This window comes from Streptomyces sp. BK79 (assembly GCF_044142145.1).
Lineage (GTDB): Bacteria > Actinomycetota > Actinomycetes > Streptomycetales > Streptomycetaceae > Streptomyces.
In genome coordinates this window covers 204995-220243 of the sequence record NZ_JBHVOC010000002.1, presented here as the reverse complement: position 1 = coordinate 220243, position 15249 = coordinate 204995, and the positions used below count along the sequence as shown (strand labels likewise).

The 15249-nt window shown below is 72.2% G+C and carries 15 protein-coding genes and 2 tRNA genes; 7 read left to right on the top strand and 10 right to left on the bottom strand.

What is annotated here, in order from left to right:
* Positions 1-150: 150 nt before the first annotated feature.
* A tRNA-Lys gene (locus tag ACFIF2_RS03035) sits at positions 151-224 on the bottom strand.
* Positions 225-421: 197 nt separating this feature from the next.
* On the opposite strand from ACFIF2_RS03035, the gene ACFIF2_RS03030 reads away from it, so the two are divergent.
* The 3 genes from ACFIF2_RS03030 (at position 422) to ACFIF2_RS03020 (ending at position 3696) form a co-directional block, all read left to right on the top strand.
* A complete protein-coding gene (locus tag ACFIF2_RS03030; protein ID WP_395570875.1) occupies positions 422-1738 on the top strand; it encodes a peptidoglycan-binding protein in 1317 nt (438 codons plus the stop codon).
* Between the two features lie 57 nt (positions 1739-1795).
* Positions 1796-2950: an SPFH domain-containing protein gene (locus tag ACFIF2_RS03025; protein ID WP_395570874.1), complete on the top strand. Its 1155-nt coding sequence runs from the start codon at positions 1796-1798 to the stop codon at positions 2948-2950.
* Positions 2951-3090: 140 nt separating this feature from the next.
* Positions 3091-3696 (top strand): lytic polysaccharide monooxygenase, encoded by a 606-nt coding sequence (locus ACFIF2_RS03020; protein WP_395570873.1) that lies wholly within the window; start codon positions 3091-3093, stop codon positions 3694-3696.
* 42 nt (positions 3697-3738) lie between these two features.
* Here ACFIF2_RS03020 and ACFIF2_RS03015 read toward each other — a convergent pair.
* From ACFIF2_RS03015 to ehuB, 6 genes are all read right to left on the bottom strand, one after another.
* Positions 3739-3812, bottom strand: a tRNA-Lys gene (locus ACFIF2_RS03015).
* Positions 3813-3934: 122 nt separating this feature from the next.
* Positions 3935-4693 (bottom strand): IclR family transcriptional regulator, encoded by a 759-nt coding sequence (locus ACFIF2_RS03010; protein ID WP_395570872.1) that lies wholly within the window; start codon positions 4691-4693, stop codon positions 3935-3937.
* A gap of 214 nt (positions 4694-4907) precedes the next feature.
* Complete coding sequence (gene ehuA / locus ACFIF2_RS03005) at positions 4908-5693, bottom strand: ectoine/hydroxyectoine ABC transporter ATP-binding protein EhuA (RefSeq protein WP_395570871.1); 786 nt, start codon at positions 5691-5693, stop codon at positions 4908-4910.
* The gene (gene ehuD / locus ACFIF2_RS03000) at positions 5683-6333 is read right to left on the bottom strand and encodes an ectoine/hydroxyectoine ABC transporter permease subunit EhuD (RefSeq protein WP_395570870.1); all 651 of its coding nucleotides are present in this window, start codon (positions 6331-6333) and stop codon (positions 5683-5685) included. Before ehuD ends, ehuA begins: the two co-directional genes overlap by 11 nt.
* Positions 6330-7031, bottom strand: a complete 702-nt coding sequence (gene ehuC, locus ACFIF2_RS02995; RefSeq protein ID WP_395570869.1) for an ectoine/hydroxyectoine ABC transporter permease subunit EhuC — start codon at positions 7029-7031, stop codon at positions 6330-6332. The genes ehuD and ehuC overlap by 4 nt, the downstream gene beginning before the upstream one ends.
* A complete protein-coding gene (gene ehuB, locus ACFIF2_RS02990) occupies positions 7028-7957 on the bottom strand; it encodes an ectoine/hydroxyectoine ABC transporter substrate-binding protein EhuB (RefSeq protein ID WP_395570868.1) in 930 nt (309 codons plus the stop codon). The genes ehuC and ehuB overlap by 4 nt, the downstream gene beginning before the upstream one ends.
* Before the next feature lie 107 nt (positions 7958-8064).
* Here ehuB and ACFIF2_RS02985 point away from each other — a divergent pair, with 107 nt between their 5' ends.
* On the top strand, positions 8065-8562 hold the full coding sequence (locus tag ACFIF2_RS02985) for a DUF3830 family protein (RefSeq protein WP_395570867.1): 498 nt from the start codon (positions 8065-8067) through the stop codon (positions 8560-8562).
* On the opposite strand, the gene ACFIF2_RS02980 is transcribed toward ACFIF2_RS02985, so the two are convergent.
* From ACFIF2_RS02980 to ACFIF2_RS02970, 3 genes are all read right to left on the bottom strand, one after another.
* Positions 8540-9031: a hypothetical protein gene (locus tag ACFIF2_RS02980; protein WP_395570866.1), complete on the bottom strand. Its 492-nt coding sequence runs from the start codon at positions 9029-9031 to the stop codon at positions 8540-8542. The genes ACFIF2_RS02985 and ACFIF2_RS02980 overlap by 23 nt on opposite strands.
* A gap of 16 nt (positions 9032-9047) precedes the next feature.
* Positions 9048-10430: an amidase gene (locus ACFIF2_RS02975; RefSeq protein WP_395570865.1), complete on the bottom strand. Its 1383-nt coding sequence runs from the start codon at positions 10428-10430 to the stop codon at positions 9048-9050.
* Positions 10431-10491: 61 nt separating this feature from the next.
* Positions 10492-11439, bottom strand: coding sequence for a D-2-hydroxyacid dehydrogenase (locus ACFIF2_RS02970; protein ID WP_395570864.1), 948 nt, complete (start codon positions 11437-11439; stop codon positions 10492-10494).
* A 186-nt stretch (positions 11440-11625) separates the two neighbouring features.
* On the opposite strand from ACFIF2_RS02970, the gene ACFIF2_RS02965 reads away from it, so the two are divergent.
* The 3 genes from ACFIF2_RS02965 (at position 11626) to ACFIF2_RS02955 (ending at position 15223) form a co-directional block, all read left to right on the top strand.
* Complete coding sequence (locus ACFIF2_RS02965; RefSeq protein ID WP_395570863.1) at positions 11626-12495, top strand: decarboxylase; 870 nt, start codon at positions 11626-11628, stop codon at positions 12493-12495.
* Positions 12492-13223 (top strand): aspartate/glutamate racemase family protein, encoded by a 732-nt coding sequence (locus tag ACFIF2_RS02960; protein ID WP_395570862.1) that lies wholly within the window; start codon positions 12492-12494, stop codon positions 13221-13223. The genes ACFIF2_RS02965 and ACFIF2_RS02960 overlap by 4 nt, the downstream gene beginning before the upstream one ends.
* Before the next feature lie 428 nt (positions 13224-13651).
* Positions 13652-15223: a polysaccharide lyase family 1 protein gene (locus ACFIF2_RS02955; RefSeq protein WP_395570861.1), complete on the top strand. Its 1572-nt coding sequence runs from the start codon at positions 13652-13654 to the stop codon at positions 15221-15223.
* Positions 15224-15249 lie beyond the last annotated feature (26 nt).

Genomic DNA, 15249 nt, shown 5'->3' with positions numbered 1-15249 from the left:
AACGGCGACCCCCGGTTGCATGATGCCCCCCTCGGCATCCGGCCCCCCAACCGGACCAGGGTTCTACGGCGTTCCTCATGATCGCAAGATGCCCGTGGACCGGGCACGCCGAAGGCCCCCCGTGTGCTACGGGGGGCCTTCGACCGTCGGTGCGCCGCCAGGGACTCGAACCCCGGACCCGCTGATTAAGAGTCAGCTGCTCTAACCAACTGAGCTAGCGGCGCCTGCTGACCTGCACAACTCTACCCGATCCCGGACGGTGCTCCGGACCGCCCGCGAGCCGCCCCGGCGGGTGCGGGTGAGGCCGGGTACATCATTCGGACCGTCAACATGCGCGGGAAGAAGACAGTTGAGAAACTGACCGACATGTACCGAAGTGCACCGCCGCGGACATTTTCACCGGGAGTGTGAGGGGAATCGCATGGAGGCTCCCGTATTCGAGGAGATCGATCCCGCGAGCGACTGCGACTGTCCCGGTTGCCGTCACTGGCGCCGGGTCCTGCCGCATTCCCGGGCCGGCCGCGCCCTCGCCCATCCGGCGGCCCACCGCGCGCTGATCGTGGCCACCGCCGCGGCCTCCGCGCTCGGCGCCGGCCAGGCGGCGGCGGCCCCGGCCGCCGCCTGGCACCCGGCGGACCGGCCGGGCGTCCCCGCGGGCGACCCGCCCGACACCCCGCAGGGCCCCCGGGCCCCGCTGCACGGCCCGGCGGGCCAGCCGGCGACGCCCCCGGCCGGCACGGCACTGGCCGCGATCACCCGTACGGAGATCATCGACCGGGCCAGGACCTGGGTCACCGCGAAGGTGCCCTACAGCATGACGGCCTACTGGTCCGACGGTTACCGGCAGGACTGCTCAGGCTACGTCTCGATGGCCTGGAAACTGCCCACGAACGAATGGACGGGCAGCCTCGGCGCCTTCGCCGACCGCATCACCAAGGAGGAACTCCAGCCCGGCGACATCCTGCTGTTCCACAACGCGGCCGACCCCCAGAAAGGCTCTCACGTGGTGATCTTCGGCGGCTGGACGGACGCCGCGCGCACCGCCTACACGGCCTACGAGCAGACCCCGCCCCACGCCCGGAAGCTCGCCACCCCCTACGCCTACTGGAGCGACTCGGCCAAGTACCTGCCCTACCGGTACAAGGGACTCGCGCCCGGATCGACCGGCTCCACCGGATCGACCGGCACGAGCGGCACCGCCAACGGGGCGCCGGCCGCCACGGCCTACCCGGGGGCCGCCTCCTTCGGACCCGGCGCGCGGGGCGAGCACGTCACCCGGCTGGGCCGGATGCTCGCCGCCCGCGGCGCCGCACGCTTCTACGCCTCGGGGCCCGGTCCGCGCTGGACGGAGGCGGACCGCAGGGCGACCGAGGCGTTCCAGCTGGCCCAGGGCTGGCGGGGCCGGGACGCCGACGGACTGCCGGGGCCGGGGACCTGGCGGCTGCTGGTGACCGGCCGGGGCGAGGACGTCACCGCCGCGCCCCCCGCCTCGCACGGGGTGGCCGGCTACCCGGGACGCGCCATGTTCCGGCCGGGCGCGAACAACCCGTACGTCACCCGGCTCGGCAGGCAGCTGGTGAGGAAGGGATTCGGCACGCACTACACGACCGGACCGGGTCCGCGCTGGGGCGAGGCGGACCGGCGGGGCGTCGAGGCCTTCCAGCGCGCCCAGGGGTGGCGCGGCGGGGCGGCGGACGGCTACCCGGGCCCGGAGACCTGGCGGCGGCTCTTCTCCTGACCGTCCGCCCGGTGATCACCCGTTCATGACGCATCTGGCGCGGAGGCTGGAGCACGCATGAGTACGACCTCTTCCACGAACCCGGACACCGAGCCGCCGGCCGCCGTGGGGCCCGGAGCCCTCGACGCGGCGGCGGAGGCGGGCCACCGGCCCGCCCGGCTCATCCACAACGAGGCCACCACCGAGATCCCCGTCCACCTGCTGTTCCGCGACGACCCCGCCCCGGCGCCCGTGCCGCTGCGGCCCGCGGTCGTCGCCCGCCGGCAGGGCACGGGGGAGCAGCCCCGGACCCGGCGCCCGGTCACCGCGCGCGCCCGCCCGGTGCCGAGCGTCGACCCGGAGCTGACGGAGCGTCCGGCGCGGGTGCTGCCGGGCGCCGCGGGCGTGGCCGCCGGCGCCTGCGGGGCGGCCGGCTGCGCGGTCACCTCCTGGTGGGCCGGGCTGGTGCCGCCGCTCGCGGCCGAGGCGCTGGGGCTGCCGGCGTTCGGAGGCGCCGGGCTCGGTCCCGCGCAGTGGGCGGCGTACGCGGCGGCCGGGGCGCTGGGGCTGTTCGGGTTCGGCGGGCTGGCCCGGGGCCGGACCGGACGGGCCTGGGTGCTCGGTCTGTTCGGCCGCTACCGGGGCACCGTGCGGCGCACCGGCCTGATGTGGGTCAACCCGCTGCTGCTGCGCCGCCGGGTGGACGTGCGGCTGCGGCACTGGCGCAGCGAGCCGATGCCCGCGGCGGACGGCAGCGGGGTGGCGCTGAGGGCGGTGACGCTGGTGGTGTGGCGGGTGCGGGACACCGCGAAGGCCACGCTGGGCGTCGAGGACCACGAGACGTACCTGCGCGCGTGCGTCGAGGCGGCGCTCGCCCGGGTCCCGGTGGAGCCGCTCGGCACGGTCCGCAGCTCGGCGGACGTGGCCGGGGAGACGCTGACCCGGCTGGTGGCGGCGGACGCGGCGCCGGTCGGCCTGGAGGTGTTCTCGGTGCGGCCGGTCCGGGTGGAGTACGCCCCCGAGGTCGCCGCCGCGATGCACCGGCGCCGGATCGCCGCGCTGGACGCGGCGCAGCGGGCCAGCGTGCTCACCTCGGTCGTGGACTCGGTGGAGGACACGGTGACCCGGCTGACCATGCGCGGGCTGGTCGAACTCGACGACTACGAACGCAAGGTGCTGGTGAAGGACCTGACGGTGGCGTTCTGCGCGGGGCGGGGGGACACCGGGGCCTGACCGGGGCGCGGGCCGCCCGGGACCGGGGCGCGAGCGGGTTCGGTGATTGGTATGGACATGTTCAACTGACGGCAATAATCTGAACTTGGTCTAGACCTGCACGGCTCACTGAACCTCCCCCACGTCACAGGAGCAGCAGTATGCGCACACGGACCAAGTTGTATGCCGCCGCGGTCGGCATGGCGACCACCGGAGCCCTCGTGCTCTCGTCCGGTGGGGCCACCGGCCACGGCTACACCGACCTGCCGGTCAGCCGCCAGAAGGTCTGCCAGAACGGCACCGTCAGCGGCTGCGGCTCCATCCAGTGGGAGCCGCAGAGCGTCGAGGGGCCCAAGGGCTTCCCGGCCGCCGGACCGGCCGACGGGAAGATATGTTCCGCGGGCAACGGGCCGTTCGCCGCGCTCGACAGCCCCAACCAGCCGAACGGCCAGGCCTGGCCGACCACCAAGGTGAACGGCGGGCAGAGCTACAGCTTCCGCTGGCAGTTCACCGCCCGGCACGCCACGACCGACTTCCGGTACTACGTCACCAAGCCGGGCTGGAACCAGAACCACGCCCTGTCCCGGTCCGACCTGAACCTCACCCCGTTCTTCACCGTGCCCTACGGCGGCAAGCAGCCGCCGGCCACGCTCTCCCACAGCGGCACGCTGCCGTCCGGGCTGAGCGGGCACCACGTGATCCTCGCGGTGTGGACGGTCGCCGACACGGGCAACGCGTTCTACGCCTGCTCGGACGTCACGTTCTGAGACGGGAGAAGGCCCCTCGCCTGGGCGAGGGGCCTTCTTCTGTGCGCCGCCAGGGACTCGAACCCCGGACCCGCTGATTAAGAGTCAGCTGCTCTAACCAACTGAGCTAGCGGCGCGTGACTCCCGCCGTCCGCTTCCCGCGGCCGGCGACGACGAAAATACTACCTGGTTCCCAGGGGTGCTCCCGACCATTCACCCGGCGGCCACCTCCGGGCCCCGCGGACACCCCGGGCGCCCTCTAGATCGCCAGGGACAGCAGGACCGGCGTCGCGCTCCGGTTCAGCTCGTCCGCGGCCTGGCGCAGCCGGTGGGCGTGCTCGACCGGCAGGGACAGGGCCAGGCAGCCCACCGAGGAGCCGGCGGTGATCGGGACGGCCGCGCAGACCGTGCCCACCGCGTACTCCTGGAGGTCCAGCACCGGCACGGTGGGCGGCTGGGACTCCAGCCTGGACAGCAGCAGGCGGTCGCTCGTGATCGTGCGCGAGGTCAGCCGGGCCATCTTGTGCCGGGCGAGGTGGTCGCGGCGGCCGGCGTGGTCGAGCTGGGTCAGCAGGCTCTTGCCGACCGCGGTGGCGTGCGCCGAAACGCGGAAGTCCACCCACTCGTTCACCTTGGGCGTGGCGGGACCGTCCGCGTACTGGGTGACGCTCACCTCGCCGTCGACGTACCGGCTGATGTAGACGGCGGCGCCCACCGAGTCGCGCAGCCGGTCCAGGGTGTGCTGGAGCTTCTCGCGCAGCGCCTCCTCGCGGCCGTGCGCCGAACCCAGGCGGGCCAGGGCCTCTCCGGTGACGTACGCGCCGTCGGCGGTCTGCTCGACGTAGCCCTCGCGGCGCAGCATGCGCAGGAGGGCGGTCAGCCGCTCCCCGTCGAGGGCGGTGTGCCGGGCGAGCTCGGTGTCGGTCACTCCGGTCGGGTGCCGCGTCACCGTCTCCAGGACGCGCAGGGCGTCCTGGGCCGAGTGGTGCGGCGCGGTCGGCTGGTGCTGCAGCGCCACGGTGGTCTCCCCCTGCGCTTGGCTGGTAGGCCCCTGCCCCTGTCCCTGCCTGTGCCCCCGGTGCGGACAGCGGATTCCTTCACGATAGCCGCCAAGAGGGCCGGTGGGAGGGGGTGTTGGCCAGATTTCGAAGCCCTCAGCTGCGACGCTGACCCGCTGGCATATGCCGTCGGCGTGCCCCAACGCGCCGACCTCGGGCGTTGGGGCGGCGATGTCACAGCACCGCGCTGAGGAACTCCCGGGTCCGGTCGTGCTCCGGCTCGCTGAAGATCTTCTCCGGCGGACCGGCCTCGATGACCCGGCCCGAGTCGAACATCAGGACCTGGTCCGAGATGTCCCGGGCGAAGTTCATCTCGTGGGTCACGCAGAGCATCGTGATGTCCGTGCTGCGGGCGATGTCCCGCAGCAGGTCGAGGACGCCGGCGACCAGCTCCGGGTCCAGCGCCGAGGTCACCTCGTCGAGCAGCAGCACCTTCGGCCGCATCGCCAGCGCCCGGGCGATCGCCACGCGCTGCTGCTGGCCGCCGGAGAGCTGGGCCGGGCGGGCGTCGCACTTGTCGGCCAGGCCCACCATGTCGAGCAGCCCCTTGGCCCGCTCCACCGCCTCGTCCTTGGACATGCCGAGCACCGTGACCGGCGCCTCGGTGATGTTGCGCAGGACGCTCATGTTCGGGAACAGGTTGAACTGCTGGAACACCATCCCGATCTGCTTGCGGACCTCGCGGCGCTCCTTCTCGCTCGCCGGGAAGAGCTGCTGCCCGTCCACGGTGATCGTGCCCTCGTCGGGCTTGAGCAGCGTCATCAGCAGCCTGAGGATCGTCGTCTTGCCCGACCCGGACGGGCCGATCAGCGTGACGTGCTTGCCGGCGTCGACGGAGAAGTCCAGGTGGTCGAGGACGGTGTTGTCGCCGAACCGCTTGGTGACCTGCTCCAGGCGGATCAGCTCGCCGGTGCTGCGCTCGGGGCTCTTCTCGGGATTGGGGAGAGTGTCAGTGGGCAAGGCGTCGCTCCAGGGCTCGCAGGGCAAGGGAGGCCAGGTAGGAGATGACGATGAAGGCCACGCCGATCACCGTCAGGGGTTCGGTGAACTGGAAGTTCTGCTGCGAGAACAGCCGCGCCTCGCCGAGCATCTCCAGCACCGTGATCGCCATCAGCAGCGGCGTGTCCTTCAGCATGGAGATCACGTAGTTGCCGAGGGCCGGCACCACGCGGCGGATCGCCTGCGGCAGGATCACGGCCGTCCAGGTCCGCTTCAGCGGCAGGTTCAGCGCCGTCGCGGCCTCCCACTGGCCGACCGGCACCGCCTCGATGCCGGCCCGGTAGACCTGCATCGTGTACGTCGAGTAGTGCAGCCCGATGGCGAGCACACCGGTGGTGAGCGCCGAGGCGGTCACGCCCCACTCGGGCAGCACGTAGAACAGGAAGAAGAGCTGCACCAGCAGCGGAGTGTTGCGCACGAACTCGGTGACCGCGCCGACCGGCCAGGTCACCCAGCGGGACGGCACCCGCATCAGCAGCGCCCACACCAGGCCGAGGACGAAGGAGACCAGCGACCCGAGGACCAGGATCTGCAGGGTGACCAGCAGACCGTCCCAGAAGTGCGGCATGAAGTCGGAGACCGCGCTCCAGTCCCAGTTCACGACACACCACTTCCCTCGGGCACGCGCACGGCGGCCGCCGTCTTCTTCGGGGCCTTGCCGACGCCCGCCTTCAGCTTCTTCTCCAGGCCGCGCATCACCCGCGTGAGCAGGAACGCGATCACGAAGTAGATCAGCAGGATGTACGTGTAGATCTCCGCGCTCTCCTGCAGCGCCAGGCGCACCAGGTTGCCGCTGAACGCGAGGTCGCCCATGCCCATGATCGACACCAGGGCGGTGCCCTTGAGCAGCTCGATCAGCAGGTTGGAGAAGGGCGGGATCATCTCCGGCACCGCCTGCGGCAGCAGGATCAGTCTCATCCGCTGCCAGGGCGTGAAGCTGAGGGCGATGCCGCCCTCCTTCTGCGCCGGGTCGACGGCGCCGAGCGCGCCGCGCACGATCTCGGAGCCGTATGCCCCGTAGGTCAGGCCCAGCGCGAGCGTGCCCGCCCACATCGGCACCAGCTGCCAGCCGAAGGCCGGCGGCAGCACGAAGAACACCCAGAAGATCATCACCAGCGCGGAGGTCCCGCGGAACACCTCGGTGTAGACGCCCGACAGGAAGCGGACGATCCACAGCCGGTGGGTGCGCGCGACGCCGATCACGAAGGAGACGGCCGTCGCCAGCAACGAGCTGAAGAAGAGCAGCTGGAGCGTGACCCAGACACCCTGGAGTACGAGTTCCCACAGTCCCGAGGTCATCCGCCGCACAGCTCCTTCGCGGTCAGATCGGTCATCTCGTTCTCGGTGAAACCGAAGGGCTTGAGGATCCGCAGCAGTTCGCCGCTCTTCTTGAGCTTGTGCAGCTCGACGTTGAAGGCGTCGCGGAGGTTGGTCTCGGTCGGCCGGAAGGCGAAGCCGCCGCCGTCGACGTGCGGTTCGCCGTCGACGATCGGTGCGAACGCTTCGGTCACCTCGGCCTTGCCGGACTTCTTCACCACCTCACGGGTGGTCAGCGCCGTGCCCGCGAAGACGTCCACGCGCCCGGACTCGACCGCGTTGAGCCCGGCCACCTGGTCGGGGACGATCAGGATGTCGTCCTCCTCGTACCCGTGCTCCACCGCGTAGGCGATCTCGGCGTAGCCGGTGCCGGTCGCGAACTTGGCCTTCTTCTTGACGACGTCCTCGTAGTTGCGCAGACCCATCGGGTTTCCCTTGCGCACGATGAACGCGTCGAGCATCTGGTAGTCCGGGTCGGAGAAGATGACCTGCGCGCAGCGGTCGGGGTTGATGTACATCCCGGCCGCCACGACGTCGAACTGCTGCGACGCCAGACCCGGGATGAGGGAGCCGAACTCCGTCGGCACCGGCTGCACCCGGTCCACCCCGAGCCGCTTGAAGATGACCTTCGCCAGCTCCGGCGCCTCGCCGGTCAGCTCACCGTCCCTGTCGATGTACCCGAAGGGGATCTCGCCCGCGATGCCGAGCCGGGCGACGCCCTGTGCCCGGAGCCGGTCGAGGAGGTCACCGCCCTCGACGTCGGACGCGGTGGCCACCCGCGAGCAGCCGGCGGCCCCCAGCGCGCCGAGCGCCGCGACCCCCGCGAGCAGCGACCGGCGCGTGGGCCCGGCCGTCCCGGACCTTCGGTCGGATATACCCCCTGGAGGGGTTCTGTGTGGTGGAGCCATGGGCGCGCAGCTACCCGAAGCCCAGGAGGTTATGCCGATCTTTTTCAGTCCGATACGCAGGCCCGGCACCCTTGACCCGGGCGGCCCGGGGCACTGCCATGGAGGGCATGGCTGATCGCTACATCGAAGTGTCGCTGGTCAAACGCGGAATCACGTGCACGGCCCAACTGCTGGACGACCGGGCCCCGCTCACCTGCGCGGCGGTCTGGGACGCGCTTCCCCTCGGCGGCGACGTGTACCACGCCAAATACGCCCGCAACGAGATCTACGCCCTCTTCCCGCCCTTCGCGGCATCCGAACCACCGCTGGAGAATCCGACGGTGACGCCCATTCCGGGCGACCTGTGCTATTTCGCCTTCGCGGGCGCCGAGTTGGGCACCAAGGCGTACGGCTACGACCGCGAGGTCCGCCCGGGCACCACGCTCGTCGACCTCGCCCTGTTCTACGAGCGCAACAACCTGCTGCTCAACGGCGACGTCGGCTGGGTGCCCGGCACCGTCTGGGGCCGCGTCACCGAGGGCCTGGAGGAGATGGCCGACGCCTGCAACGACCTGTGGCGCACCGGAGCGGCGGGGGAGACGCTCAGCTTCCGTCGGCGGGCCTAGCCGACGTCACGGAGAAACCCTCACCGCCGTACAACGACTCGTACTCCACCTCGATGACGAGCCGCCGGTCGAGCAGGCTCCAGAACTCCTGGAGCCGGCCGGCGTCGTCCCCGTCCAGGCTCACCAGGAACGTCTCCTGCCCGGCGAGCACGACGGAACCCGCCCGCAGGGAGTACGACTTCGGCCACAGGCCGGGAGAGAAGAGGATCTCCTTGACCTCCCGGCTCCACTCCCCGGCCACCACGCCGTCCAGCAGCACCGCGCTGCGCGTCACGACGGCCGGCCCCAGCCCGGCGTTGACCAGCTTCAGGCCGACCAGGCCGTCCTGCCGTATCCGCCGGATCTGCAGCAGCGGCCGGACCGACTGCCGGTTGTGCAGCCGGGTCGCCCTGGTCTGCGCCCAGCTGACCCAGAGCGACCCCAGCGCGATGACGGTGGCCGCGGCGGCGACGACCGTCTCCGCGCTCACCCGGCTCTCCGTACCGTCACGAGGCGGCACCCGCCTCGTACAGCGCGTGGGCCGCCCGCAGGACCAGGTCGTCGCGGTGGCGGGCGGCGACGAGCTGGAGCCCGACGGGCAGCCCGTCCCCGTCCGTCCCCACCGGCACCGTCGCCGCCGGCTGCTGCGTGAGGTTGAACGGATAGGTGAACGGCGTCCACCCCGTCCACCGCCGCAGTCCCGACCCCTTCGGCACCTCGGCCCCCGCCTCGAACGCCGTGATCGGCAGCGTCGGCGTGACCAGCAGGTCGTACGCCTGGTGGAAGCGGCCCATCCGCCGGCCCAGCTCCATCCGGACGTCGACCGCGGCCAGGTACTCCAGCGCCGAGTACCGCGCCCCCGCCCCGACGATCTCCCGCAGCCCCGGGTCGAGCAGCGCCCGCTGCCCCGCCTTCAGATGCTGCACCACGCGCGCCGCCCCGCTGAACCACAGGGTGTGGAAGGCGTCCACCGGGTCCGCGAAGTCCGGGTCGGCCTCCGTCACGTACGCGCCCAGCTCCGCCAGCCGCTCCACCCCCCGGCGCACCGCCGTCGCCACCGCCCCACGCACCGCCACCTGCCCGCCGAGCGAGGGCGAGTACGCCACCCGCAGCCCCCGCACCCCTTGCGCCAGGGCGTCGGTGTACGACCCGGGTGCGGGCCCCAGCGCCGACCAGTCCCGGGCGTCCGGGGTGCCGATGACGTCCAGCAGCAGCGCCGCGTCCGCCGCGTCGCGGGTCATCGGGCCGACGTGCGCGAGGGTGCCGAACGCGCTCGCCGGGTAGAGCGGCACCCGGCCGTACGTCGGTTTCAGGCCGAAGATCCCGCAGAAGGACGCCGGGATGCGCACGCTGCCCCCGCCGTCCGTGCCGAGCGCCAGCGGCCCCGCCCCGCGTGCCACGGCCGCCGCCGCGCCCCCGCTGGAGCCGCCCGCCGTGCGGCTCGGGTCGTGCGGGTTGCGGGTGACGCCGGACAGCGGCGAGTCCGTGACGCCCTTCCAGCCGTACTCGGGCGTCGTCGTCTTGCCGAGGAACACCGCGCCGTGCTCGCGCAGCCGGGCGACGGAGGGCGCGTCCTCGTCCCAGGGCCCGTCCGGCGAGACGGCCCGGGAACCGCGCAGGGTCGGGTGGCCCCGCGTCAGCAGGATGTCCTTCACCGTGACCGGCACCCCGTCCAGCCGTCCGCACGGCTCCCCGCGCCGCCACCGCTCCTCCGCCCGCCGTGCCCGGTCGAGCGCCTCCTCGCCGGTCAGCCGGACGAACGCGTTCAGCTCCGGCTGGATCCGCTCGGCCCGCTCCAGGGCCGCCCGGGTCACCTCGACGGGGCTGAAGTCGCCCTCGCGGTAACCGTCGACGAGCTGGACCGCGGTCAGCTCGGTGAGGTCGGTCATGCACCCTCCCGCTGTCAGGGGCGTCGATGTCCGGGCCCGGAGCCCGGGACCTGGTGGGACGTCAGTGTCCGGGCACGTATCCGCGCTTCTTGTCGACGACGTTCGCCAGCGGACCGCCGGCCGCCCAGCTCTCGAACAACTCCACGAACTGGACGCCCAGTTCGTCCCGCCAGCCGACCGTGTCCCCGCTCATGTGCGGCGAGACGATCAGGCCGGGCACCGTCCACAGCCGGCTGTCGGGCGCCAGGGGCTCCTCGCTCAGCACGTCGAGCGCGGCCCCCGCGATCCACCGCCGGGTCAGCGCCTCGGCGAGGTCGTCCTCCACGACCAGCTGGCCCCGCCCCACGTTCACGAACCGCGCGGAGGGCTGCATCATCCCGAACCGCCGCGCGTCGAACATGCCGCGCGTGTCGTCGGTGAGGGGCGCCGCCGCCACCACCCAGTCGGCGCGGGCCAGCAACCGGTCCAGTTCGCCCGGCCCGTGGACGCCGGGGCGGGCGGTGCGGCCGACCAGCGCGGTGGTGATGCCGAGCGCCTTCAGCGTCCGCGCGATCGCCCGCCCGATCGGCCCGGACCCCACCACGCAGGCGCGCGTTCCGGCCACCCGCAGCGACTCGCGGTGCCGCCAGGTCCGCTCGTCCTGCAGCCGCAGCGTCGTCGGCAGGTCCTTGGCCATCGCCAGGACCAGCGCGGCGACGTACTCGGCGATCGGCTGGTCGAAGACGCCGCGCGCGTTGGTCACCACGGTGTCCGACGCGGCCAGTTCCGGGCACATCAGGTGGTCCACGCCCGCGCTCGCCGTGTGCACCCAGCGCGGGCGCGGACCGCCGCCGGGCCACGCCTCCCGTACGGCGGGCGAGGTGAAGTCCCACACGAGCAGCACGTCGGCGTGCGGCAGCCGGTCGGCGAGGGTCGCCTCGTCGGCGTGCTCGATCCGCGCCCGGCCGGTCAGCCGGCCCAGGCGGGGGAGGGGCTCGGCGTCCAGGACGAGGAGCGTGGGCAGGGTCATCGGCAGCCTGTCTCCGGTGGGTCGACGCGGGGCGGATCAGGTGGTGACGGTGAACTTAACCGGCTGTTGACCTGGGAGTGACGCGGGCGGATTGACCACGCTCGCACCCCAACCTACCTTCGTCAACACGGCCGTGCGTAACGGTGCGTTGTCCTCCCCTCTCCCAGTGTGAGGCCGGTGCGTGCCATGGACATCTCCTTTCTCGGCGGACCCGCTCCGCAGCGCGGGGTCGGCGTGGTCGCCCCGTTCGACTTCGCACTCGATCGCGAGCTGTGGCGATGGGTGCCCGACGACGTCTCCCTGCACATGACCCGCACCCCCTTCGTACCGGTCGAGGTCAGCCTCGACCTCGCGCGCATGGTCAGCGAGCACGAGACCCTCGGGGAGGCGGTGCGCACCCTCAACGCCATCGCGCCCGAGGTCGTCGCCTACGCCTGCACCTCGGGCAGCTTCGTCGGCGGCATCGCCGGTGAACGCGCGATGTGCGAGGCGATGACCTGGGCGGGCGCGGTCCCGTCCGTGACCACCTCCGGCGCGCTGCTGGACGCGCTGACCGAGCTGGGCGTACGCCGGGTCGCGCTGGTGACCCCGTACACCGTCTCCGTGACCCGGGCGCTGGAGGCGTACGTCGCCGAGGCCGGCGTCGCGGTCACCGGCTGCGCCTTCATGGGGCTGACCCGGCACATCTGGAAGGTCCCGTACCGCGACGTGGCCGACATGGCACGCCGGGCGGTACCGCGTCCCGGGGCGGCGGACGCCCTGTTCATCTCCTGCACCAACCTGCCCACCTACGACGTCATCCCGCAGCTGGAGGCCGAGCTGCGCATCCCGGTGATCTCGGCCAACCAAGTGACGATGTGGGCAGCGCTGCGCCGACTGGGTACCCGTGCCGTGGGGCCGTATCAGGCGCTGACCGATCCGTCCGCGCGGACCGGTCCCGCCGTGCCGGGGCCCGCCGGTCCCGCGGTGGCGGGTCCGGTCGGCCCCCCGGTGGCGGACCTGCCGGGCGTCGCGGACGGCCCGGACACGGAACAGCAGCAGGAAGGGTGGACATGACAGCACTGGGATTCCTGTACCCGGGCCACTCCGGCGAGGACGACTATCCACGCATCGAGCAGCTCCTGGGCAGCGACATCCGGGTGGACCTGGTGCACACGGACATCGGCGAGGACGCGCACCGGGTCGACGCGCTGCGCGAGATGGGCGCGCCGTCGCGGCTCGCGGCGGGCGTCGAGGAGCTGCGGCTGGCCGGCGCCGACGCCGTGGTGTGGGCGTGCACCAGCGGCAGCTTCGTGCACGGCTGGGAGGGCGCCCAGGAGCAGGTGCGCGCCCTGGCCCAGGCGGCGGGCATGCCGGCCTCCTCGACCTCCTTCGCCTTCGTGCACGCGGTGCGGGAGATCGGGGCGCGGCGGGTGGCGATCGGCGCGACCTACCCGGACGACGTGGCCCGGCTCTTCGCGGACTTCCTGAGCGCGGCCGGCGTCGAGACGGTGGACGTCGTCAGCTCCGGCGTCATCACGGCGGCCGAGGTCGGCACGTGGACCGAGGCGGAGGTGCTGGCCCTGGCCCGCGCCGCCGACCGCCCCGAGGCGGAGGCGGTGCTGCTCCCGGACACCGCCCTGCACACGGCGGCCCACATCCCGGCCCTGGAGAAGGAGCTGGGCAAGCCCGTCCTGACCGCCAATCAGGTCACCGTCTGGGAGGGGCTGCGCCTGGCGGACCGCCGGGTCAACGCCCCCGAGCTGGGCGCGCTGTTCACCCGGGAGCCGGTGGTGCAGGTCTGAGCCGGGGCGGCGGGCGGCCGCGACACGGAAGAACCCCGGTTCCGCGAAGGCGGAGCCGGGGTTCTCGTCGAGCGCTGGGCAGGCCTTGCACCTGCATTTCCCCACGGGAAGTGGGGCGTCTTTCCTTGGACCACCAACGCACTGCCGTCCGCCGGGGGTTGGCCCCCCGCGAGCTGGCAGGATGATCGTATCGCAGCTTCGCCCGGAGTGCACATCGGCGCCGCCGCGCCGGGGTGAACGTCCTTCTCGCGCACCCTTAGCGTTCACACACATGTCCGGTGATCGTCATTCTGAACCTGTCCGATCCCTTGTCAGCCCCCTGGCGTCACCCTATTCTCACGGCGGGAAAGCGCTTTCCGCCCTGTCGGATTGACATGATCGCGACAAGGCGTTCGTTCCGGCACGTGAAGGCGAAGGGGAGACCGACGATGAGACGACCAGTCGCGCTGCGACTCCACGCGGCGCTGGGCACGCTGGCCCTCGCGGCCGCGACCGGTGTGGTGCTGACGCTGCCCGGGGAGGCGGCCGCGGCCGGCGGCGCCACCGGCTACGCGACCCAGAACGGCGGCACGACCGGCGGCGCGGGCGGACAGACCGTGCGGGCCACCACCGGAACCGCGATCCACCAGGCCCTGTGCGGCCGGGCCAGCAGCAGCACCCCGATCACCATCCAGGTCGAGGGCACCATCAACCACGGCAACACCACCCAGGTCTCAGGCGGCAGTTGCAGCACCGCGGCCGACAAGATCGAGCTGAAGCAGATCAGCAACGTCACGATCGTCGGGGTCGGCGGCGGTGCCGTCTTCGACCAGCTGGGCATCCACATCCGGGACTCCAGCAACATCATCATCCAGAACGTGACGGTCCGGAACGTCAAGAAGTCGGGCTCGCCCACCTCCAACGGCGGCGACGCCATCGGCATGGAGAGCAACGTCCGCAACGTATGGGTGGACCACACCACCCTGGAGGCGTCGGGCGGCGAGTCGGAGGGCTACGACGGCCTGTTCGACATGAAGGACAACACCCAATACGTGACTCTGTCGTACAGCGTCCTGCGCAACTCCGGCCGCGGCGGCCTGATCGGCTCCAGCGAGAGCGACGTGTCGAACGGCTACGTCACCTTCCACCACAACAAGTACGAGAACATCGACTCCCGCGCGCCCCTGCTGCGCGGCGGCGTCGCCCACGTCTACAACAACCACTACGTGAGCCTCAACGAGTCGGGCATCAACTCCCGCGCGGGCGCGAAGGCGAAGGTCGACAACAACTACTTCGAGGACTCCAAGGACGTCCTCGGCACCTTCTACACCGACGCGGCCGGCTACTGGCAGGTCAGCGGCAACATCTTCGACAACGTGACCTGGTCCGAGCCCGGCGAGGACACCAACCCCGCCGGCCCCGACCCGAAGTCCAACACCACGGTCTCCATCCCCTACTCCTACGACCTCGACGACGCCTCCTGCGTGCCGGACGTGGTGAACAGCACGGCGGGCGCGGGCAAGGGCCTGCGGGTCTCGGACGGCAACTGCTCGCCGCAGACCCCGACCCCGGGTCCGACCAACCCCACCCCCACCCCCACCAACCCCACCCCGACCCCGACCGGCCCGACGCCCGGCCCGACGGACCCGCCCACCGGGACCAACCTCAGCCTCGGCGCCGGCGCCGACGGATCCAGCAAGGCCGACGGCACCAGCTACGGCAACGTCCGTGACGGCAACATGGGCACCCACTGGTCGCCGGCCGGTTCGACCGGCTCGATCTCGGTCAAGTGGGGCTCCGCCACCACCGTCGGCAAGATCAACATCCGGGAGGCGGCGGGCTCCGAGGGCACCATCGGCGCCTACCGGGTCCTCAACCCCGCCACCGGCGCCGTCCTGGCCACCGGCAGCGGCGCGGGCGTGATCAGCTTCGCGCCGGTCTCGCTGGAGAAGGTCACCTTCCAGATCACCGGCGCCTCGGGCACCCCGAAGGTCGCCGAGTTCGAGACCTACGCCCGCTAGCGCGCGCGGCACCCGTCCCACCCGGC

Coding starts and splice junctions, on each gene's coding strand:
- ACFIF2_RS02960 (WP_395570862.1), top strand. CDS start 12,492: ATGACAGCACTGGGATTCCTGTACCCGGGCCACTCCGGCGAGGACGAC.
- ACFIF2_RS03025 (WP_395570874.1), top strand. CDS start 1,796: ATGAGTACGACCTCTTCCACGAACCCGGACACCGAGCCGCCGGCCGCC.
- ACFIF2_RS02955 (WP_395570861.1), top strand. CDS start 13,652: ATGAGACGACCAGTCGCGCTGCGACTCCACGCGGCGCTGGGCACGCTG.
- ACFIF2_RS02965 (WP_395570863.1), top strand. CDS start 11,626: ATGGACATCTCCTTTCTCGGCGGACCCGCTCCGCAGCGCGGGGTCGGC.
- ACFIF2_RS02975 (WP_395570865.1), bottom strand. CDS start 10,430: ATGACCGACCTCACCGAGCTGACCGCGGTCCAGCTCGTCGACGGTTAC.
- ehuB (WP_395570868.1), bottom strand. CDS start 7,957: ATGGCTCCACCACACAGAACCCCTCCAGGGGGTATATCCGACCGAAGG.
- ACFIF2_RS03020 (WP_395570873.1), top strand. CDS start 3,091: ATGCGCACACGGACCAAGTTGTATGCCGCCGCGGTCGGCATGGCGACC.
- ACFIF2_RS02970 (WP_395570864.1), bottom strand. CDS start 11,439: ATGACCCTGCCCACGCTCCTCGTCCTGGACGCCGAGCCCCTCCCCCGC.
- ehuC (WP_395570869.1), bottom strand. CDS start 7,031: ATGACCTCGGGACTGTGGGAACTCGTACTCCAGGGTGTCTGGGTCACG.
- ACFIF2_RS02985 (WP_395570867.1), top strand. CDS start 8,065: ATGGCTGATCGCTACATCGAAGTGTCGCTGGTCAAACGCGGAATCACG.
- ACFIF2_RS03030 (WP_395570875.1), top strand. CDS start 422: ATGGAGGCTCCCGTATTCGAGGAGATCGATCCCGCGAGCGACTGCGAC.